Genomic DNA, 20,556 nt, shown 5'->3' with positions numbered 1-20,556 from the left:
CGCGCGGCGAGGCGCGCGGCAGGCGGCTCACATCTGCGAGTAGCCGCCGTCCTTCCAGACGTACAGCACGTAGTCGAGGGTGGTGCGGTCGCCCTTCTTGTCGAAGATCAGGTCGCCGAGCACCGTCTTGAAGGTCTTGCCCGAGTGGATGTACTCGGCCAGCTTGGCGTTATCGAGCGACTTGGTCGCCTCGGCAGCCTGCTGGAACACCTGGCCGGCGGCGTAGGTGTAAAGCACGTAGCCTTCCGGATCGATGCCCTTCTTCTTGAACTCCTCGACGACGGCGGTGGCGGCCGGGCTGTTGCGCGGGTCGGGACCGAACGTCATCAGGGTGCCGGCGGCGCCCGGACCGGCGATGGTCCAGAACTCCTTGTCGGTGATGCCATCGCCCGAGAACAGGACGGTGGTCATGCCCTGGTCGCGCATCTGGCGCACGAGCAGGCCGGCTTCGGTGTGGAGGCCGCCATAGTAGAGCACGTCGACATTCGCGGCCTTCAGCTTCGAGACGAGCGCGGAATAGTCCTTCTCGCCCGGGTTGATGCCTTCATAGACCACTTCCTTGACGCCGGCGGCATTCATGGACTTCTGGGTCTCGTCGGCAAGGCCCTTTCCGTAGGGGGTCTTGTCGTGGACGATGCCGATCTTCTTGTCTTTCAGGTTCTTGGCGATGTAGTCGCCGGCGACGGCGCCCTGCTGGTCGTCGCGGCCGCAGACACGGAACACGGTGGTCATGCCGCGCTCGGTGAAGGTCGGGTTGGTCGAGGCCGGGGTGAGCTGGAGGATGCCGGCTTCGGCATACTGCTCGGAGGCCGGGATCGACACACCCGAGTTGAAGTGGCCGAGAACGACCTTGACGCCGTCCGAGATGAACTTGTTGGCCACCGAGACGCCCTGCTCGGGCTTGGAAGCGTCGTCGCCGATGATCAGCTCGACCTTCTCGCCGAGGATGCCGCCCTTGGCGTTGACGTCGGCGGCCCACTGTTCGGCACCGTTCTTCAGCTGGGCGCCGAAGGTGGCGTTCGCGCCGGTCATCGGACCGCCAACGCCGACCTTGATCTGCGCCGACGCCGGAACGGCCAGCGCCGCCATGGCGCCGAGCGCGATGCCGGCTATCAGAAGCTTCTTCATGAACGTCTCTCCTGGTTCTGGAAGGTGGAAAGCGCGGCCTCAATGGCTCGGCGGCTGTCGCCCCGGGCCGATATCATGCCTTTTTCGGTGCTCTTGTCGACGAGCAAGCGAAACATGGTGAAAGTGCCCTTCAGGCGTCGCCGGAGCGACGGCTGTCGCCACCCTCAAGCCAGCCGAAGAAGCCCGACTGGCGGTAGATCCAGCCGTAGCGGGTGGCCATCTGCCGGGCCCGCTCGGCGCGGAAGCCGAGGGTGGCAATGGCGACCAGGAAGGCCGTATCGGTGACAAAATAGTGCAGCGAAAGCAGCGTGCCCTCGAACAGCGCGTAATGGAAGAACCGCACCACGCAGCCCAGCAGCAGCGCATAGAGCACCGCCTGCCGGTAGGGCCGCCAGGTGGTGGCGATGGAGCGGCCGGTCAGCCACGCCGCGCCGCCGCCCAGGAACAGGGTGACAAGCACGAAATCGGCGCGCGACACCTCGACCACGAGCGTCGGCATGACGACGGCCGAGGCAATGACAAGGACGACTACCAGAGCGGGCAGGGTGACGGCCAGGCTGGCCGAACTGCCCTTGGAGACGAGGGAACCGGAAATGGCAGCCATCAGTGGGCCCCCCCTTCGAGATAGGCGGCGCGGACTTCCGGACGCTCCAGCAATTCGCGGCCCTCGCCGGAAAGCGTGATGGCGCCATTGACGAGAACATAACCGCGATGGGCGAGCTTGAGCGCGTGGAAGGCGTTCTGCTCCACCAGGAAGACGGTGAGCCCCTCGGTACGGTTGAGCTCGCGGATGGCGTCGAAGATCTGGCGCACCACCAGCGGCGCAAGGCCGAGCGAGGGCTCGTCCAGCATCAGCAGGCGCGGCCGGCTCATCAGCGCCCGGCCGATGGCCAGCATCTGCTGCTCGCCGCCCGAGAGCGTGCCGCCGCGCTGGTTGATCCGCTCCTTCAGGCGCGGGAACAGCACGAAGACTTTTTCGAGGTCGGCGTCGAAATGGGCGAAGCCATCGACCGCCGCGCCCATTTGCAGGTTCTCGAACACGCTCATGCGCGGGAAGATGCGCCGCCCCTCGGGCGACTGGGCGATCTTGAGATGGGCGATCTCATGGGTCGGCACGTTGGTGATGTCGCGCCCTTCAAAGGTGATCGTGCCCTCGCGCGGACGCGGCTGGCCGAAGATGGTCATCATCAGCGTCGACTTGCCGGCGCCGTTTGAACCGATGAGCGTGACGATCTCGCCCTTGTAGACGTTCACATCGACGCCGCGCAGGGCCATGATGTTGCCGTAGAAGGTCTTGACCCCGCGCACCTGCAGCATTGGGGCGTCGGTGCGTGCGGTGGCGACGGGCGCCGTGGCGGTGAGAGTATCGCTCACGAGATGGCCCCCGTCGCACTGTGTTCGATGTGAAGCTCGGCCTCGACCTCCTCCACCGCGTCCTCGTCGACGCCGAGATAGGCGGCGATGACGCGCGGGTCGTTCTTCACCGCTTCCGGCGAGCCGTCGGAAATCTTGGTGCCGTAGTCCAGCACGACCACATGGTCGGAAATCTCCATCACCACGCTCATGTCGTGCTCGATCAGCAGGATCGAGGTGCCGTGCTCGGCGCGGATAGCACGCAGCAGCGTGTTGAGTTCGAGGCTTTCGCGCGGGTTGAGGCCGGCGGCGGGCTCGTCGAGGCAGAGCAGGATGGGCTCCGAGCACATGGCGCGGGCGATCTCCAGCCGGCGCTGGGCGCCATAGGGCAGGTCGCCGGCCGGGTCGTCGGCACGGTCGGTGAGGCCGACCTTGTCGAGCCAGTAGGTGGCCTTCTCCGTGGCCGCGCGCTGGGCCTTCGTCCAGCTCGGCAGCCCGAACAGCCCCTTGAGCGAATAGCCCGAGGCGACCATCAGCGCGTTGTGCTGGGCGACCATGAGGTTTTCCAGCACGGTCATGCCGGTGAACAGCCGGATGTTCTGAAAGGTGCGGGCGACCTTGGCCTCACCGGAGACCAGATAGTCGGGCATCCGCTCCAGCAGGAACACGCCGGCGTCGCGCCCGACCAGCGAGCGCTCGCCGATGCGCGTCACTTCGGCGATTTCGCCGGGCGTCGGCGCGCGGCCATGCGCCAGGATGAGGCGGCCCTCGCTCGGCTTGTAGAAGCCGGTGATGCAGTTGAACACCGTGGTCTTGCCGGCGCCATTGGGGCCGATCAGCGCGGTGATGTCGCCGCGCCCGACCTTGAAGCTGAGGTCGTTGACCGCGATCAGGCCGCCGAAGCGCATGAACAGGTGTTCGACGATGAGGATGGGGTCGGCTTCCCAGCGCGGGAGGCCGGTTGCGGGAGAAGTTGCCATCAGCCGTGGCCCTCCTTCACGAGATCGCCGGAAACCGCCTTGCGCTCTTTGAGGAAGATCGTCGGGTCGCGGGTGGAGACGAGGCCGCGCGGCTTCCAGATCATGATGGCGACCATGGCGAAGCCGAAGATCAGCATGCGGTAGAGGCTGGGGTCGAAATCATTGCCGAAGATCTGCCGGAGGAAGCCGAGATTGCGCAGCATCTCCATGCCGCCCATCATCACCGCCGCCGCCACGGCGACGCCGATCTGCGAGCCCATGCCGCCGAGCACGACGATGGCCAGGATCATCGCCGACACGTCGAAGGTGAAGCTCTCCGGGCTGACGAAGCCGGCGCGCACGGCGAAGAAGCAGCCGGCGAATCCGCCGAACATGGCGCCGGTGGCGAAGGCCGAGAGCTTGGTCGTGGTGGTGTTGATGCCGAGCGAGCGGCAGGCGATTTCGTCCTCGCGCAGCGCTTCCCAGGCGCGGCCCACCGGCAGCCGGCGCAGGCGCACGGTGACAAAGGCGGTGAGCAGCGCCAGCGCCAGAATGACGAAATACAGGAAGACGATGCGGTGCATCGGGCTGAACGGCAGCCCGAACAGGGCGGCGAAACCATCCGGCCCGGCATTGAAGGGAATGCCGAAGAAGGTCGCGCGCGGGATCGAGGCGATGCCCGCCCCGCCATTGGTGAAGTCGACCCAGTTGATGAGCACCAGGCGGATGATCTCACCGAAGGCCAGGGTGACGATGGCGAGGTAGTCGCCGCGCAGGCGCAGCACCGGAAAGCCGAGGATCATGCCCCACACGCCGGCGAAGATGCCGGCCATCGGCAGGCAGAACCAGAACGCCCAGTTGGCCCAGAAGGTGGCGCCGAACAGGCCGGCGAAGAAATCGTTGATCGGTGCCGAAGTGGCCAGCAGCGCATAGGTGTAGGCACCCACCGCGTAGAAGGCGACGTAGCCGAGATCGAGCAGGCCGGCGAGGCCGACAACGATGTTGAGGCCCCAGCCCAGCATCACATAGGTGAGGATCAGGATGCCGAGATCGATGAGATAGCGGCTCTCGTTCAGCCCGCCTTGCGAGAACACGGCGATGGCCGGGAACAGCACGGCGAAGGCCAGCAGCGCCGGCTTGACGCCGGGACCCATCCTCGTGCCGGCGCGATCAAAGAAGGTCGGGCCGGTGTGCGTGGAGGGTTTGCGGTTCGGCGACCAGATGGTGAGGTTGAGCAGCAGCCGGCCGAAGAAGATGATGCCGACCATGATGGCCAGCAGCGAGGGTCGGTAGGCCAGCCCCAGCGCGCCGTCGATGATGATGGTCTCGAACCCGATGAGCGGGCCGAACAGGCCCAGCGCGATAAGGCCCGCGATCAGCGCGTCCTTGAAGGCGGGGCCTAGCACGGGGTTGGTGGCTGCGGGGGCAGCGGTTTCGGCGGTCTGGACAGCCATGATGCGCGACCTCAGACCTTCTCGACCTCAGGCCGGCCCAGAAGGCCCTGCGGCATGAAGATCAGCGTGATGGCGAGGATCGAGAATGCCGCCACGTCCTTGTATTCGATGGAGAAATAGGCCGACCAGAAGGTTTCGATCAGCCCGATCAGCAGCCCGCCGAGCACAGCGCCGGGGAGCGAGCCGATGCCGCCGAGCACGGCCGCGGTGAAGGCCTTGACGCCGGGCACGAAGCCGTCGGCGAAGTTCGCTACGCCATAATACATCAGGTACAGCGTGCCGGCGACGGCGGCCAGCGCGGCGCCGATGACGAAGGTCAGCGAGATGGTGTGGTCGACATTGATGCCGAGCAGCGCCGCCATCTTGCGGTCCTGTTCGCAGGCGCGCTGGGCGCGGCCGAGCGAGGTTTTCTGCACCAGATACCAGAAGCCGGCGAGCAGGATGGCGGTGATGGCCATGATGATGACCTGCTTCCAGGCCAGCGTGACCTGGTAGGAGCCGTTATCCATCAGCACGATCACGTCGGTGACCATCGGCGGGATCGGCTTGTTGCGCGGGCCCTGCGTGACCTGGACGAAATTGGCGAGGAAAATCGACATGCCGATGGCGGAGATCATCGGCGCCAGCCGGAACGAGCCACGCAGCGGCCGGTAGGCCACACGCTCGATGGCCCAGTTCAGCAGCGAGGTGAACACCATCGCCACGACAAGCACGATGGCCAGTGCCAGGAAGATGGAGGTGATGCCCATCACCGTCGTGACCAGCAGGAAGCAGATCAGCGCGATGAAGGCGGAGACCATGAAGACGTCGCCATGGGCGAAGTTGACCATGCCGATGATGCCGAACACCATGGTATAGCCGATGGCGATCAGCCCGTAGATCGAGCCGAGCGTCAGCCCGTTGATGAGCTGCTGAACAAAGATTTCCATGATTGTGCCGGCTCCCCTCAGCCGCATTTGCGCAAGGCGCTGCCGTCGGGCTTTTGCACAGTTTGTAACCGTGCCCGTACGGTGTGCGCCTCTGACTCTTAGCCTGCGCCACGCTCCGATACAATTCGATCGAAAGACGAAATGCAATCGATCGAAAAGCATGATACTAGAGTATCTAAATACCCTTTTTGTGAAACCCCTTGCAACTCAAACGGTTAATGTGGTGGCGCTGCGTTCGCTTTGTGGCGCGGACGGCCATTTTTGTCTTCACATCGTCATGTCCGGCGGCGCGCACCGCGCGGTTTCCAAAAGCGCCCCGTAAGGGTTATGCACAGCGAAGCCGCGTGGAGTGGATCCTTCGCCCCACGCGAGGCCGCAGGAGGCAAGGCAGCGTGGACCAGCCCAAGGCACATGACGCGGCTCACCATGACGCGGCACACGGGGTCGAGGCCGGGCTCTATCGCGAGGCGATGAGCCGTCTGGTGGCGGCCGTGCATGTGATCACCACGGATGGCCCGGAGGGGCGCGTCGGGTTCACCGCCACCGCCGTCGCCTCGGTTTCCGACAGCCCGCCGACCCTTCTGGTCTGCCTCAACCGCCGCATCCGCTCCGCACCCGCCTTTCGCCAGTCCGGCCGCTTCGCGGTGAACATGTTGGGCGCCGACCAACAGGGCGTGGCGGAGAGCTTCGGCGGGCGTGGCGGGCTGGAAGGCGAGCAGCGATTCGGCGTCGGCCATTGGCATGAGGGGGCGTTGGGCCTTTCCTGCCTCATCGGGGCGGTCGCGGTGTTCCAATGTCGCATGGTGGAGATACGCACCATCGCGACCCATGACGTGCTGGTGGGGCGGGTCGAGGCGGTGACGCTCGGCCCCGACAAGGCCAAGCTCGCCTATCTCGGGCGGGGATTCCTGTCGGTCTGAAGGAGAAGGCGCGGCGCGCTCACGCTACCTGCCCGGCGACCCAGCCGGACGACCAGGCCCATTGGAAATTATAGCCGCCGAGCCAGCCGGTCACGTCCACCACCTCGCCGACGAAATAGAGGCCCGGCACCGCGCGTGCCTCCAGCGTGCGCGAATCGAGGCCGGCTGTGTCGACGCCGCCAAGCGTCACCTCGGCGGTGCGGTAACCCTCCGAGCCGGTCGGCTTCAGCCGCCAGCCATTCACCGCCTCGTCGATCCGCCGCAACGCCTTGTCCGAGAGGTCGGCGAGGTTGACCGCACCGGCTTCGCGCTCGGCGATGAGCTGGGCGAGGCGCTTGGGCAGCAGTGTGGCCAGAGCGGTGGCGGGCGATTGCCGGCCATGGGCGGCACGCGCCTCGCGCAGCCGGGCGAAGAGGTCCGTGCCGGGCGCGAGCGCGAGCGCGATTTCGTCGCCCTCGCGCCAGAAGGAGGAAATCTGCAGGATCGCCGGCCCCGACAGGCCGCGATGGGTGAACAGCAGCCCTTCCTCGAACCGGGTCTCATTGCGTCCCTTGCCATGGCTCACCCGCGCTTCCACCGCCACCCCGGCGAGCGGGCCGAGGCGCTCCAGCAGCGCGGGATCGAGGGTGAGGGGTACGAGGCCGGGACGGGTGGGTTGCAACGCGAGGCCGAAGCGCTCCGCCACCTCGTAGCCGAAGCCGGTGGCGCCCATTTTCGGGATCGACTTGCCGCCGCAGGCGATGACCAGCGACGTAGAGGCCAAGGTGCCGTTGACCGTCGCCACGGTGAAGCCGTCGGCGGTGCGCTCGATGCCGGTCACGGCGGTGGACAGGCGCAGTTCACCCCCGGCCTCGCGCAGGTCGTCGGTCAGCATGTCGACCACCTGCCGCGCCGAGCCGTCGCAGAACAGCTGGCCGAGCGTCTTCTCGTGCCAGGCGATGCCGCGCCGGTCCATGCGGGCGATGAAGTCCTGCGCGGTGTAGCGCCTGAGGGCCGAGATGGCGAAGCCGGGATTGGCCGAGAGGTAATTGCGCGGTGCCGCATCGCGATTGGTGAAGTTGCAGCGGCCGCCGCCGGAAATACGGATCTTCTCACCCGGCGCGCGGGCATGGTCGAGCACCACGACGCGGCGCCCGCGTCGGCCCGCCTCGATGGCGCACATCAGCCCGGCCGCTCCGGCGCCGATCACGACCACGTCCACCGGCACGGGGCGGCTCATACACCCTCTCCATAGGCATGCACGCCGCCGCAATAGTCGGTGACGCGCCAGCCCTCCGGTGCCGGCTCCAGATACCCCGGCCCGACCGGCACCTTGCCGTGACCGCCGGGGATGTCGAGCACATAAGTTGGCAAAGCAAGGCCCGAGACGCGCCCGCGCAGCGCCGCCATCAGGGCCTGCCCGCGCTGGATGGTCAGGCGGAAATGCGCGGTGCCGGGGGCGAGATCCGGGTGGTGCAGGTAATAGGGCTTCACCCGGCATTCCACGAGCGCGCGGAACAGCGCGGCCAGCGCCTCCGCCTCGTCATTGACCCCGGCGAGCAGCACGCTCTGGCCGACAAGCGCGATGCCAGCATCGGCGAGGCGGGCGAGGGCGGCACGCGCCTCCGGCCCCAGCTCGCGGGCATGGTTGGCATGGACGGCGACATAGGTCGTCACATCAGCAACGCGCAGCGCCGCCACCAGAGCGGGGGTGATGCGCTCGGGCGCAGCGACGGGCACGCGGGTGTGGAACCGCACCACCTTCACGTGGGGAATGGCGGCGAGCCGGGCCATGAGTTCGGCAAGGCGGCGCGGGGCGGCGATGAGCGGGTCGCCGCCGGTGAGTACGACCTCCCATATCTCCGGCCGGGCGGCGATATAGGCGAGGGCGGTCTCCAGCGCCGCCTCGGAGAGGCTGGTTTCCGCACCCGGGCCGACCATCTCGCGGCGGAAGCAGAAGCGGCAATAGACGGCGCAGGCGCCGACCAGCTTCAGCAGCACCCGGTCAGGGTAGCGGTGGACGATGCCCGGCACCGGGCTGTGCGCGTCGTCGCCGATCGGGTCCTCGCGCTCTTCCGGCCGTGTGTCCAGTTCGCGCGGGTCCGGCACGAACTGGCGGGCGATGGGGTCGGCGGGATCGTCGCGGTCGATCATGCCGGCCAGCGTCGGCGTCACCGCCACGGCATAGCGCGCGGCCACCGCCTCCAGCGCCGCGCCGGGCGCAACCAGCCCGGCTTCCGCCAGCTCGCCGACACGGCGCAGCGTCCGCCCGGGCAGCGTGGTGGCGGCAGGCGGGGCGAGGGAGGAACGAGCAGGGGAGTTCATGCGCGGTCTTGTGATCGTTTCCGCGCGCGCCGGCAAGGCGCAGCCGCGTTGCGGCGCTATACTGGGGCAAATGGTCGAACGCGAAGGGGGAGCCGATGCTCACGCGCGAGGAAGATGTATTGCAGGCGGCGGCAAGCTGGCGGCAGGAGGGCCGGGGCGTGGCGCTGGCCACAGTGGTGGAGACCTGGGGCTCGGCGCCGCGCCCGGTGGGCAGCCATCTGGCGATCGACGAGGAGGGAAATTTCCTCGGCTCGGTGTCGGGCGGCTGCGTCGAGGGCGCGGTGGTGGCGGAAGCGGCAGAGGTGATCGCCGACGGCCGCCCCCGGCTGCTCGAGTTCGGCGTCGCGAACGAGACCGCCTGGCAGGTCGGCCTGTCCTGCGGCGGGCGCATCGCCGTCTATGTCGAGAAGGTTTCCTGATGGATCTGTCGCTGCTTGAAGCGCTGAATCGCGAGCGCGCCGCGCGCCGCCCTATTGTCCTCGTCACGGATCTCGACGGCGGCCGGCAGCGGCTGGTGGGCGCCGCCGAGGTGGCGGGCGACCCGCTGGCGGAGCCTCTCACCGAAGCGCTGCGCAGCGGGCGCAGCGGGCGGGTTGAAGTGGACGGGCAGCGCCTGTTCCTCACCGTCCATCTGCCGTCCCCGCGCCTCGTCATCACGGGGGCGGTGCATATCTCGCAGGCGCTGGCGCCGATGGCCAAGGCTGTCGGCTTCGAGGTCATCATCGTCGATCCCCGCACCGCCTTTGCCACCGAGGAGCGTTTCCCCGAGGTGGAAGTGCGGGCGCAGTGGCCGCAGGAGGCGCTGGCCGACCTGGCGCTCGACCCGTTCACGGCGGTCGCGGTGCTGGCGCATGATCCCAAGATCGACGATCCCGCGCTGGTGGCGGCGCTCACGGCCGGCTGCTTCTATGTCGGCGCGCTGGGCTCGCGCAAATCCCATGCGGGCCGGCTGGCGCGGCTGGCGGAACGGGGCGTGCCGCAGGCGGCGCTGGAGCGCATTCGCGCGCCGATCGGCCTCGATATCGGCGCCGCAAACCCGGCCGAAATCGCCGTGTCCATCCTCGCCCAGGTCGTCGGCGAACTGCGCCGCCGCCCGGCCCGCCCGCCGGCGGCGCTGGTGCTGGCCGCCGGGCAGGGCACGCGCATGCCGCACACGCACAAGCTGATCGTGCCGATTGGCGGCGTGCCACTGGTGCGCCGGGCGGTGGAGACGGCGCTTGCCGCCCGCGCGCGGCCGGTCATCGTGGTGACGGGGCATGAGGGGGACGCGGTGCGCGCGGCCTTGGCCGGGCTCGATGTCACGTTCGCGCCCAATCCCGACTTCGCGCAGGGGCTGTCCACCTCGCTCAAGGCCGGCGTCGCGGCGCTGCCGAAGGAGGTGGAGCGGGTGGTGGTGATGCTGGCCGACATGCCGAAGGTGGAGCCTTCGCTGGTCGATCGTCTCGCCGATGCGCTCGATCCCTCGCGCGGGCGGCTGGCGGCGGTGCCGGTGGCGCAGGGGCGGCAGGGCAACCCGGTGGCGCTGGCGCGGGCTCTGTTCCCGGCGCTGAAGACGCTCTCCGGCGATGTCGGCGCGCGCCAGATCCTCGCCGAGAACCGCGACTTCGTGGTCGAGGTGCCGGTGGAGGGCGCTGGCGCCTTTCTCGACATCGACACCAGCGAGGATCTTGAGGCGCTGGAGATTCACGCCATCGCCGCCGCGTCGGATATCGACGCCGACGCCGCGCTGGAGGCGATGAAGGCGGAAGACGCCTGAGCGGGGGCGGCCTGCGGTTCAGAACGGCATGAACAGCGACAGCGTGCCGTAGGGGCTGGCGTCGCTGTCGCTGCTCCAGCGCCAGCCGGCCGAAGCACGCAGTTCCTGCCCGGCCAGCGGGCAGGCGAGAAACAGGCCGAGGCGGGCGCTCTGGTCGAGCCAGTCGGTGGTGGCGCCGGTCTCGACGCCGAGGTCGAGCCAACTGAAAGCCTGCCAGCCGGCGGTGGCGCGCCCGTTCACGGTGCCGTCCGCCGTGGAGGCGTTGAAGGCGGCCGTCAGCGTCCAGCGCGCGTCGACGCGATAGAACCATTCGGCGACGAATTTGGCGCCAAACTGCGTGCCCTGGTCGCGATTGCCGGGGTCGGGATCGTCGAGGCGGTTGTCGACCACGTTCACCCCGCCATAGAGGGCGAGCGCGTGGGCGCCGCGCAGGAACTGCCAGCCCAGCAGCACCTCGCCATCCGTCTTGTTGCCGGTGTTCCAGCCGCCGGCCACTGCCTGCGTGCGGTACTGGTAGCGCCCGCCGCCGGTCTGGGTGCGCAGGCGCAGGCCCTCCTGATCCATGGGCGCGAAGGGCGCCCACGCCATGCCGCCCCAGCCATAGCCATTGTCACGGGCGATATCGAGGCCGGTATAGAAATAGAGCCGCCGGCGCAGCGACGCCTCCGCACTCTCCTCGGCTGCCGCGCTAGGCACTGGGCACGCGGCGGACAACGCCGCCAGGAGGGGCGCGAGGGTTCGCGCCGGCGAAGGGAACATCGCCGCGCTCACGGTTGCATAGGGTCAGGAAGTACCCCTCATCCGAGCACCGTATCGGAGTGCCCTCAATCAACTGCAGGGCGAGTGAGAAGGCCTTTGCACGCTCCGGCATGGCGCATTTTGTCGCAGGGGAGGGGTGCGGCAGGGATTAGACCGGCGGCGCCATCAGGTGCTGGACCTCGACACCAGCGCGTTCGCAGATGAGATCGGCGACCATCTGCCGGTGGCAATGCTCGGGATGGCGCTCGAAGCACAGCACGCAGACCCGGCGGCCGGCCTTCACCAGCGCCGTGAGTTCGTCGAGCTGCTCCACCGCCCCAGGAGTGGCGAGGTGGGCGTCGTAAATGCGCCGCAACTGGTCGTAATGACCGCTGCGCGCGGCTTGCCGGCCTTCCGCCGGGGTACCGAGCCCGCGCAAATGCAGGTAGCCAATGCCCCGCTCGCTCACGCCGGCGGCGAGGTGGCTCTTGGAGAAGCCGGCCCGGCGCGAGGCGGCGACCGCGCGCACATCGACCAGAAGATCGACCCCGGCGCCGCTCAACGTGTCGAGCACGGCGGCGGAGGAGACCTGTTCATAGCCGATGGTGAAGAAGGGCGGGGACGACATGGGGCGAGGATGACCCCAAGCACGGGGCTTGTCGAGCCGGGCCGAATCTGTGGAGTTCTAGCGCGAGCTCGGCGCTAGGCCTTGTCGCGTGCTAAGGCAGGGCCGAGCGGGGACGGCCGGGCGGGTCCTTCCGTCGGATCGTCCGGTTTTGGGGGCTCGGACAATCAAACCATTAGGCCTTTCCGCATAGGATGGGCCGGCCCAGGGATGCGTCATCGCAGATGAAGATCGGTATCGAGCTCGGAAGCAGCAACGCCGGACAGCCGGTTCGGCTCGATCTGGAAGAGCTCCTGTCCACCCGCCTGCTGGTGCAGGGCAATTCCGGCTCGGGAAAATCGCATCTGCTGCGCCGCCTGCTCGAACAGAGCGCCGGCCATGTGCAGCAGGCGATTATCGACCCCGAGGGCGATTTCGTCGGGCTGGCCGAGCGCTTCGGCCATGTGGTGATCGACGCCGAGCGCACCGCCGGGGAAATCCAGCGCATCGCTGCCCGCATCCGCAAGCACCGTGCCTCGGTTGTGTTCAACCTTGAAGGGCTGGACGCGGACGCGCAGATGCGCTCGGCCGCCGCCTTCCTCAACGGCCTGTTCGACGCCGACCGCGAGTACTGGTTCCCGATGATGGTCGTGGTCGACGAGGCGCAGCTCTTCGCCCCTTCCGGCGGCGGCGAGATTTCCGACGAGGCGCGGCGCGTCTCGCTCTCGGCGATGACCAACCTGATGTGCCGTGGCCGAAAGCGCGGCCTTGCCGGCGTCATCGCCACCCAGCGCCTCGCCAAGCTGGCCAAGAACGTCGCGGCGGAAGCCTCCAACTTCCTGATGGGTCGCACCTTCCTCGACATCGACATGGCGCGTGCCGCCGATCTGCTCGGCATGGACAAGCGCCAGGCGGAGAGTTTTCGCGACCTCAACACCGGCTCCTTCGTGGCGCTCGGCCCGGCGCTGTCGCGCAGGCCGCTGCCGGTGAAGATCGGTCATGTCGAAACCGCCAGCCGCAACGGACGGCCGTCACTGCTGCCGCCGCCGGAAATCGCCATGGCGGAACTGCAGGACCTGATCTTCGACGATCTCGGCACCGAGCCGCTGCCCGTCCCGCCGCCGCGCGGCGAGCCGCGCGCCACCGCTGCCATTCTGGAAACGCTGGAGGACGCACCGGCGCCCGAGTCGGTGCCGGTCGACCCGGAAGTGGCGGCGGCGTTCGATGCCGAGCGCGAGGCGCTGGTCGAGGAGATCGTGCGCCAGTTCGTGTCCGATCCCGAAGCACCGTTCCGGTCCGCCGCCGCGCTCTATCCCGATTTCCTGGTGCATTGCCGGGTGCGGCGGGTCGGCTCGAAAGTGCCGGATCTTGCCGCCTTCACCCGCCGGCTGGCCATTGCCCGTGCCGGGCTCGATTCCCGCCCCGGCGACGAGGGCTGGGCGCGGGCGGTGGAGCAGGCGACCGGGCTGCCGGAAGAGATGCAGGGCGTGTTCCTGCTGCTGGCGCGGGCCGGCATGGAGGGGGCGCCATCGCCCGCCGACGAGGCGCTGGCGCGGGCCTATGGCAGCCGCTCGCCCTCGCGCGGGCGCTGGCTGCTGACCTATATGGAAGAGCGCGGGCATCTGGTCTGCGAGGCGGATTTCCGTGGCCGGCGGGTGGTGCGCTTCCCCGCGCTCGGCTGGAAGACCGCGCCGGGCGACCCCAAGGCGCTGTCCGCCTGAGCCACCTTCGCCGTCGCACATGAAAACGGGCCCCGTCGGGGCCCGTTTCCGTTTGGCGCGGTGCTCGTTGGCCTCAGCCGCCGTAGATATAGTTGGGCAGCCAGAGCGCGAAGCCCGGGAAGGTGTAGAGCAGGATCATCGCGAAGATGACGATGAAGATGAAGGGCATGACGCCGGAGAAGATCTCTTCGATCGTCACATGTTTGGGTGCCACGCCCTTCAAATAGAACGGCGCCATGGCCACAGGCGGGGAGAGGAACGAGGTCTGCAGGTTCAGCGCCACCAGCACGCCGAAGAAGATCGGGTCGATGCCGAAATGGTCGAGCAGCGGCAGGAAGATGGGCAGGAAGATCACGATGATCTCGGTCCATTCCAGCGGCCAGCCCAGCACGAAGATGATGATCTGGGTGAGGATCAGGAAGCCAATCGGCCCGATGTCCAGCCCCATGATGAACTCTTCCACCACGCGCTGGCCGCCGAGCAGGGCGAACACCGCAGAGAACACCGCCGATCCCACGAACAGCCAGCACACCATCGCCGAGGCACGGGCGGTGAGGAACACCGAATCCTTCAGCTTCTCGATGCTGAAGGTGCGGTAGGCCAGCGCCAGCAGGATAGCGCCCGCCGCGCCGATGGCGGCAGCCTCCGAGGGGGTTGCCAGGCCGAGGATGATGCAGCCGAGCACCGAGACGATCAGCGCGACCAGCGGGAAGAACGAGGTCAGCAGCGCCCAGACGATGGTCAGCGTCGGCACGTTGCGCTCCGCCGCGGGCAGCTTCGGTGCCAGCGAGGGGTTGAGCATGGCGCGGATGATCACATAGGCGATGTACATGCCCGCCAGCGCGAGGCCCGGAAAGAAGGCGGCGGCGTAGAGCTTCACCACCGAGACGCCGGCAGTGGCGCCGTAGAGGATGAGCATGACGCTCGGCGGGAGCAGGATGCCGAGACAGCCGCCGGCGCAGACCACGCCCGAGGCGATCTTGGTGTCGTAGCCCGCCCGCAGCATGGCCGGAAAAGCCAGCAGGCCCATCAGCGTCACCACGGCGCCGACAATGCCGGTGGCGGTGGCGAACAACGCGCAGGTGATGAGGGTGGCAACCGCCAGCGAGCCGGGAATCCAACCGGCCGCCAGCTGGATGGAGCGAAACAGCCGGTCGAGGATGTTCGCCCGCTCGATCACATAGCCCATGAACAGGAAGAGCGGGATCGAGATGAGCACGTCGTTCGCCATCACCGAATAGGTGCGCTGGACGAAGAGCTGGAAGATTCCGTCGCCGATCGAGAGGTAGCCGAAGGCAACGCCGAGCGCCATCAGGGTGAAGGCGATGGGGAAGCCGAGCATCAACAGAATAAGGAAAACGACCAGCATCAGGATGCCGAGCGCGGGATCGGAAAGAAACATCACAGGGACCCCCGCGTGGTGGATTCGCGCTCGACGGCATTGAGCCGGGCCTCTTCCTCGGCGGCTTTCGCGGCGGCCTCGTCGAGAATGACCTTCTCCAGCTCCTCCACGTCCTGCAGGCGTTGCGGCCAGTCGCCGTCGCGGATGCAGATCCAGCAACGCACCACCTCGACCAAGCCCTGCAGCAGCATCATCACGCCGGTGATGGGGATCAGCGCCTTGAACGGCCAGATCACCGGCCCGTCCGGGCTGAAGGAGGAATGCTCGTTCAGCAGGTAGGAGAGGTAGAAATAGCCCCAGCCGGAATAGATCAGCGCCAGGATGCCGGGGAAATAGAACAGGAAGTAGAGAACCAGATCGGTCTTGGCCTGGGTGCGCGGGTGCCACTTCCTGTACAGGAAGTCGGCCCGGACATGGCCGTTGCGCGAGAGCGTGTAGGCGCCTGCCATCATGAACAGCGCGCCATAGAGCATCAGGCTGACATCATAGGCCCAGGTGGTGGGGTCGCGCAGCCAGTAGCGGCAGAAGACCTCGTAGCAGATGGCCGCCATGAGAATGACGATGCACCAGGCGAAAATCTTGCCGATGAGGCCGTTCAGCCGGTCGACGCCGAGTAGGATGGATTGCATGGAGAGGGGCCTCTTCGGGCAAGGCAAGGGATGACGCGCCGTCCGCCACGGTCGCACCGCCGCCGCACCACGCCGTCACGTCCGGTGCGGGGATCGCAAATGCTCTACCGAAACGAAAAACCCCTCTCCGTCGCCGGAGAGGGGTGCACGCGACAGGAGGTCAGGCCGACTTGAAGAAGTGGTCGTAGGCGAACTTCGAATCCGGCTCGTATTCGAGGCGGAAGCCGACGATGCGCTTGGCCCATTCCTTCTGGCTGTCCACGACCTTCTTGAACACCGGATCGGCCGAGAGATTGGCGATCACCGTGTCCCAGGCGTTTAGCTGGGCTTCCAGCACCGCCTTGGGCGTCGGCATAACCTTAACGCCGCGCGCCTTGATAGCGGCGAGGTCCTTGGAATAGCGGTCCTGCGCCTTCCACATCATGGTGGCGGAGGTAGCGTCGGACGCGCCCTTGAGGATTTCCTGCACGTCGGCCGGCAGGCCGTCGAACTTGGTCTTGTTGAACAGGATCTCGAAGCATTCGAGCGCCTGATGGTAGCTGCCGAGCATGTAGACCTTGGCCACGTCGGGGAAGCCGAGGATGAGGTCGGAGGAGGGGTTGTTGAACTCGGCACCGTCGAGCAGGCCGCGGTCGATGGCCGGCACGATTTCGCCTCCCGGCACGATCGTTACCGCCGCGCCGAACTCCTTGAACAGGTCCGCGCCGAGGCCGACGGTGCGGTATTTCATGCCCTTCATGTCGTCGGCGCTGGTGATTTCCTTCTTGAACCAGCCAAGCGGCTGGCCGGGCATCGGGCCGGTGAGCATGCCGACAACGTTCAGCTTCAGCGTGTTCTGCACCAGGTCGTCATAGAGTTCCTGGCCGCCGCCGTAGCGAACCCAGCCGAGCAGCTCGTCCGCGTCCCAGCCGAAGGCCGGGGCCGTGCCGAACAGCGAGAACGCCTTGCTCTTGCCGTACCAGTAGGCGGCGACGCCGTGGCCGCCGTCGAGAATGCCCGACGACACGGCATCGAGCATCTGGAAGGCCGGGACGACCGAGCCGGCCGGCAGGATTTCCAGCTCGACGCGCCCGCCGGTCATGGCGTTGACGCGCTTGACGTAGTCGCCGGCGAACTCGTGGAAGATGTCCTTGTTCGGCCAGGTGGACTGGAATTTCAGCTTGATGGGCGCCTGCGCATGGACCGCCGGGGCGGCGATGGTGACGCCGGCGGCGGCCGCTGCGGCGGTGGCGATGAAGCGGCGACGGCTGGTACGGACATCCTGACGCGCGTCCGTGCTCTTCCCTGACGTGTCGGTCATGGGCGGTTCCTCCTATGGCGTTTCCTTGCGGGTCGGGCCCGCCGGGCGGCGCTTCAGCGCCTTGTCCCGATACTCCAAGGAGACGATGACGCAGGGTTGAGTGCAAGCCCTAATTTCAGGCTTTTTGGCCGAATTCCCTCGTCCGAAAGTCGAAGGCCGGACGGTAAGGGCTTCATCTGGCGCGGCGAGAGGCTTTTTCGGGCAGGCGCGGCTGAATGCGAGCCCTCGCGCCAGCCATCCCAGACGCGGCGCCATGAATTGCCGTCCGTCTTCTGCGCTTCGTCATCCGTCTGTCATCGGCAGGGACTTGAACGCTCAGCAGCGCGGGCTGTCCGCCCGCATCCTGATGGGAGTCCCCTCCATGCGCCCGATGCTTCTCGCCAGCGCTTCCGCCGCCGTGCTCGCTCTTGTTGCCCTGGGGTCACCGGCCCTCGCGGCCGACGCGCCGTTCAACCGCATCGCCACCTTCAACGTGGTCGACAACCTGCCCGCCGGCGTCGACCCTGCCAAATCGACGGCCGCCGAGATCATCACCTTTACCGAGGACGGCAACACGCTGATCTACAGCGACAGCCCCGGCCAGCGCATCGGCTTCATCGACATCACCGATCCTGCAATGCCGAAATCCGCTGGCGTGATCGCCCTCGATGGCGAGCCGACCACGACCGTGGTGATTGGCGCCAAGGCCTATGTCGGCGTCAACACCTCCGAATCAAAGGCCAAGCCCTCCGGCCATCTCGCCGTGATCGACCTTGCGACCCGGAAGGTGGAGGAGAAGATAGACATTGGGGGCCAGCCGGATTCGATCACCAAGAGCCCGGATGGCAGCTATCTCGCCATCGCCATCGAGAATGAGCGAGACGAAGATCTCAACGACGGCGCGCTGCCGCAACTGCCGGCCGGCAACCTCACCACCTTCGAGGTGAAGAACGGCCGCGTGGTCGATGCCTCGAAGAAGGTGATCGACCTCACCGGCCTCGCCGCCGTCGGCTCGGAAGATCCGGAGGCGGAATATGTCGACATCAATTCCCGCAACGAAGTCGTCGTAACGCTGCAGGAGAACAACCACATCGTGGTGGTGGACCTGCCCACCGGCAAGATCCTGGCGCATTTCCCCGCCGGCACGGTGGATCTCGACAAGATCGACACCAAGAAGGACGGCATCATCGACCTCTCGGGTTCGATGAAGGCAGTGCCGCGCGAGCCCGACACCGTGCAGTGGATCGACGACGATCGCTTCGTGATCGCCAATGAGGGCGACTGGAAGGGCGGTTCGCGCGGCTTTTCCATCTTCGACAAGACCGGCAAGCTGCTGTTCGAGAGCGGCGCGGCGCCGGAGCACATGGCGGTGCGCCTCGGCCACTATCCCGACAAGCGCAACAAGAAGGGCATCGAGATGGAGGGCGCGGAAGTCGCGACCTTCGGCGATGACCGCTTGATCTTCGTCGCCTCCGAGCGTGGCTCGCTGGTCTTCGTCTATCGCGACAAGGGCGGGGCGCAGGCGCCGGAATTCCTGCAGGTGCTGCCGGCCGGCGTCGGGCCGGAAGGGCTGGTGGCCCTGCCCAAGCGCGACCTCTTCGTCACCGCCAGCGAGACCGACGGCCGCGAGGATGGCGGCATCGGTTCGGTCGTCACCCTGTATCAGCGCCAGCCCGGCGCCATGCCGGCCTATCCCACCATCGAATCGGTCGACGGCCCGGACGGCCTGCCGATCTGGTGGTCCGCGCTGTCCGGCTTCGCGGCCGATGCCAAGGAAGCGGGCAAGCTCTATGCCGTGACCGACAGCGCCTACGCCCAGGCGCGCATTCTCACCGTCGACGCCGCCGCCATGCCGGCGAAGATCACCGCTGCCACCGTGCTGACGCGGGACGGCGCGCCGGCCAAGGGCCTCGACCTTGAAGGCATCGCGGTGCGTCCCGAGGGCGGCTTCTGGGTCGTTTCCGAGGGCAATCCGGAGAAGAAGGAGAAGGCGACGCAGAACCTCTTGCTGCGCGTCGGGGCCGACGGAGTGATCGCGGAAGAGATCGCCCTTCCCGAGGCGGTGGCCGCGCAGGCCGGGCGCTTCGGCTTCGAGGGTGTCGCGGTCATTGGTTCGGGGGCGGACGAGACGGTGTGGATCGCCGTCCAGCGCGAGTGGAAGGACGACGCGAAGGGTTTCGCCAAGCTCATCGCCTACACGCCCGCCACCAAGGGCTGGGGCGCGGTGCGCTACCCGCTCGACACGCCCGCCAAGGGCTGGGTCGGCCTGTCCGAGCTGACGCCCTACAAGGACGGGCTGATCGTCATCGAGCGCGACAACCTCATCGGCGCGGACGCGGCGCTCAAGAAGCTCGTCTATGTCTCGCTCAAGGATGTGAAGCCGGCGCCGCTCGGCAGCGAGGCGGCCCCGCCGGCGCTGGAAAAGAGCGAGGTGAAGGATTTGCTGCCGCTGCTCAAGGCGCCCAATGGCTATGTGCTCGACAAGGTCGAGAGCTTCGCCATCGACGCGGCCGGCAATGCCTTCATCGTCACCGACAATGACGGCGTGGACGGTTCCTCCGGCGAGACGCAGTTCATCCCGCTTGGCAAGATGAACTGATCACCTGCACTGCCGAATTTTGCGACGGGCGCCTGCGGGCGCCCGTTTGCTTTGCCGGGCGTCAGTCGAGCACGGCCGCCTTGAGCAGGCAGACCATGGTGGCGTGGGCGGGCTCGGTTGTGAGGTTGCGGATGACGTGGCGGCGGTCGCAGCGGTAGCGGAGGGTTTCTCCGGCGCGGGCGGTTTCAAGCACGTCGCCGCACTCCACCTGAAGCTCGCCGGAGAGCACGGACAGGCATTCTACCGAGCCGCGCTGGTGGCCGTCGGATATCAGCTCGCCGCCCGGCCCGGCGACGAAATCGAACCATTGCAGCCATTCCACCGTCTTAATCCAGCCGGTGATGGTGAGGCGGCACTTGCCGTCCTCGGAGACGAGGATCGGCGTGTCGGCGCGGGTGAGATGCTCGACGAAGGGCTCGTCATCGGTGGCCGCCATGAAGCGGTCGATCGACATGTCCAGCGCCTGCGACAGCCGCCAGACGGTGGCGAGCGTCGGGTTGGTCTCGTTGCGCTCGATCTGGCTGATGATCGACTTGGCGACGCCGGACTGCTCGGAAAGCTCGGACAGCGAGAGGTTGTAGGCCTTGCGCAGGCGCTGGATGGTGCGGCCAAGCTGGCCGGTGATCGCCTGCGCGCCGGCATCCATGTCGCCCCGATCGAGGCTGCGCGTTCGGCCCGACATGCCGTCTCCTGTTTGGCTTATGGGACATGTATTTAGGTCGGGCCGCCGAGGCGGCGCAAGCGTGCCGGCCGCATCGGGGAAATTGGTGCCGGAATAACG

At 67.4% G+C, this 20,556-nt stretch carries 19 protein-coding genes; 5 read left to right on the top strand and 14 right to left on the bottom strand.

Annotated elements, in window-relative coordinates; all coding sequences use genetic code 11:
• Positions 1-27: 27 nt before the first annotated feature.
• The 6 genes from EV667_RS13200 to EV667_RS13175 form a co-directional block, all read right to left on the bottom strand.
• The gene (locus tag EV667_RS13200) at positions 28-1,128 is read right to left on the bottom strand and encodes a branched-chain amino acid ABC transporter substrate-binding protein (RefSeq protein WP_131835785.1); all 1,101 of its coding nucleotides are present in this window, start codon (positions 1,126-1,128) and stop codon (positions 28-30) included.
• A 130-nt stretch (positions 1,129-1,258) separates the two neighbouring features.
• Entirely contained in the window at positions 1,259-1,627 is a 369-nt protein-coding gene (locus tag EV667_RS13195; RefSeq protein WP_207907774.1) for a DUF6867 family protein, read from the bottom strand.
• Positions 1,628-1,731: 104 nt separating this feature from the next.
• Positions 1,732-2,445, bottom strand: coding sequence for an ABC transporter ATP-binding protein (locus tag EV667_RS13190; RefSeq protein WP_131836342.1), 714 nt, complete (start codon positions 2,443-2,445; stop codon positions 1,732-1,734).
• A 53-nt stretch (positions 2,446-2,498) separates the two neighbouring features.
• Entirely contained in the window at positions 2,499-3,461 is a 963-nt protein-coding gene (locus tag EV667_RS13185; RefSeq protein ID WP_131835783.1) for an ABC transporter ATP-binding protein, read from the bottom strand.
• Positions 3,461-4,894 carry a high-affinity branched-chain amino acid ABC transporter permease LivM gene (livM, locus tag EV667_RS13180; protein WP_131835782.1) on the bottom strand — a complete coding sequence of 478 codons (1,434 nt, stop codon included), beginning with the start codon at positions 4,892-4,894 and terminating at the stop codon, positions 3,461-3,463. The genes EV667_RS13185 and livM overlap by 1 nt, the downstream gene beginning before the upstream one ends.
• Positions 4,895-4,905: 11 nt before the next feature.
• Positions 4,906-5,823: a branched-chain amino acid ABC transporter permease gene (locus tag EV667_RS13175; protein WP_131835781.1), complete on the bottom strand. Its 918-nt coding sequence runs from the start codon at positions 5,821-5,823 to the stop codon at positions 4,906-4,908.
• Positions 5,824-6,215: 392 nt separating this feature from the next.
• Here EV667_RS13175 and EV667_RS13170 point away from each other — a divergent pair, with 392 nt between their 5' ends.
• Positions 6,216-6,743 (top strand): flavin reductase, encoded by a 528-nt coding sequence (locus tag EV667_RS13170; protein ID WP_131835780.1) that lies wholly within the window; start codon positions 6,216-6,218, stop codon positions 6,741-6,743.
• A 19-nt stretch (positions 6,744-6,762) separates the two neighbouring features.
• On the opposite strand, the gene EV667_RS13165 is transcribed toward EV667_RS13170, so the two are convergent.
• Together EV667_RS13165 and EV667_RS13160 are read right to left on the bottom strand one after the other, a co-directional pair.
• Complete coding sequence (locus EV667_RS13165) at positions 6,763-7,962, bottom strand: BaiN/RdsA family NAD(P)/FAD-dependent oxidoreductase (RefSeq protein WP_131835779.1); 1,200 nt, start codon at positions 7,960-7,962, stop codon at positions 6,763-6,765.
• Positions 7,959-9,047, bottom strand: a complete 1,089-nt coding sequence (locus EV667_RS13160) for a lysine-2,3-aminomutase-like protein (RefSeq protein ID WP_131835778.1) — start codon at positions 9,045-9,047, stop codon at positions 7,959-7,961. The genes EV667_RS13165 and EV667_RS13160 overlap by 4 nt, the downstream gene beginning before the upstream one ends.
• 95 nt (positions 9,048-9,142) lie before the next feature.
• Between EV667_RS13160 and EV667_RS13155 the strand changes: the two genes are divergently transcribed.
• Both EV667_RS13155 and EV667_RS23170 read left to right on the top strand, forming a co-directional pair.
• The gene (locus tag EV667_RS13155) at positions 9,143-9,466 is read left to right on the top strand and encodes an XdhC family protein (protein WP_131835777.1); all 324 of its coding nucleotides are present in this window, start codon (positions 9,143-9,145) and stop codon (positions 9,464-9,466) included.
• Positions 9,466-10,803 carry an XdhC family protein gene (locus tag EV667_RS23170; protein ID WP_131835776.1) on the top strand — a complete coding sequence of 446 codons (1,338 nt, stop codon included), beginning with the start codon at positions 9,466-9,468 and terminating at the stop codon, positions 10,801-10,803. The genes EV667_RS13155 and EV667_RS23170 overlap by 1 nt, the downstream gene beginning before the upstream one ends.
• Positions 10,804-10,821: 18 nt before the next feature.
• Here the strand turns inward: EV667_RS23170 and bcsS are convergent, their stop codons facing one another.
• Positions 10,822-11,499 carry a cellulose biosynthesis protein BcsS gene (gene bcsS, locus EV667_RS13145; protein WP_245516136.1) on the bottom strand — a complete coding sequence of 226 codons (678 nt, stop codon included), beginning with the start codon at positions 11,497-11,499 and terminating at the stop codon, positions 10,822-10,824.
• A gap of 211 nt (positions 11,500-11,710) precedes the next feature.
• Positions 11,711-12,169 (bottom strand): DUF488 domain-containing protein, encoded by a 459-nt coding sequence (locus tag EV667_RS13140; RefSeq protein WP_131835775.1) that lies wholly within the window; start codon positions 12,167-12,169, stop codon positions 11,711-11,713.
• Positions 12,170-12,390: 221 nt separating this feature from the next.
• Here EV667_RS13140 and EV667_RS13135 point away from each other — a divergent pair, with 221 nt between their 5' ends.
• Entirely contained in the window at positions 12,391-13,866 is a 1,476-nt protein-coding gene (locus tag EV667_RS13135; protein WP_131835774.1) for an ATP-binding protein, read from the top strand.
• Between the two features lie 73 nt (positions 13,867-13,939).
• Here the strand turns inward: EV667_RS13135 and EV667_RS13130 are convergent, their stop codons facing one another.
• From EV667_RS13130 to EV667_RS13120, 3 genes are all read right to left on the bottom strand, one after another.
• Positions 13,940-15,268 (bottom strand): TRAP transporter large permease, encoded by a 1,329-nt coding sequence (locus EV667_RS13130; protein WP_131835773.1) that lies wholly within the window; start codon positions 15,266-15,268, stop codon positions 13,940-13,942.
• Positions 15,268-15,897 carry a TRAP transporter small permease subunit gene (locus EV667_RS13125; RefSeq protein WP_131835772.1) on the bottom strand — a complete coding sequence of 210 codons (630 nt, stop codon included), beginning with the start codon at positions 15,895-15,897 and terminating at the stop codon, positions 15,268-15,270. Before EV667_RS13125 ends, EV667_RS13130 begins: the two co-directional genes overlap by 1 nt.
• 160 nt (positions 15,898-16,057) lie before the next feature.
• The gene (locus EV667_RS13120; protein WP_131835771.1) at positions 16,058-17,197 is read right to left on the bottom strand and encodes a TRAP transporter substrate-binding protein; all 1,140 of its coding nucleotides are present in this window, start codon (positions 17,195-17,197) and stop codon (positions 16,058-16,060) included.
• A gap of 361 nt (positions 17,198-17,558) precedes the next feature.
• Here EV667_RS13120 and EV667_RS13115 point away from each other — a divergent pair, with 361 nt between their 5' ends.
• The gene (locus tag EV667_RS13115) at positions 17,559-19,775 is read left to right on the top strand and encodes an esterase-like activity of phytase family protein (RefSeq protein ID WP_131835770.1); all 2,217 of its coding nucleotides are present in this window, start codon (positions 17,559-17,561) and stop codon (positions 19,773-19,775) included.
• 61 nt (positions 19,776-19,836) lie between these two features.
• Here the strand turns inward: EV667_RS13115 and EV667_RS13110 are convergent, their stop codons facing one another.
• The gene (locus tag EV667_RS13110) at positions 19,837-20,457 is read right to left on the bottom strand and encodes a helix-turn-helix domain-containing protein (RefSeq protein WP_131835769.1); all 621 of its coding nucleotides are present in this window, start codon (positions 20,455-20,457) and stop codon (positions 19,837-19,839) included.
• Positions 20,458-20,556: the final 99 nt, after the last annotated feature.

It is taken from the genome of Ancylobacter aquaticus, from assembly GCF_004339465.1.
Taxonomy (GTDB): Bacteria; Pseudomonadota; Alphaproteobacteria; order Rhizobiales; family Xanthobacteraceae; genus Ancylobacter; species Ancylobacter aquaticus.
Note: the sequence above shows the minus strand (reverse complement) of the source record. Positions and strands in the feature narration are given on the sequence as shown.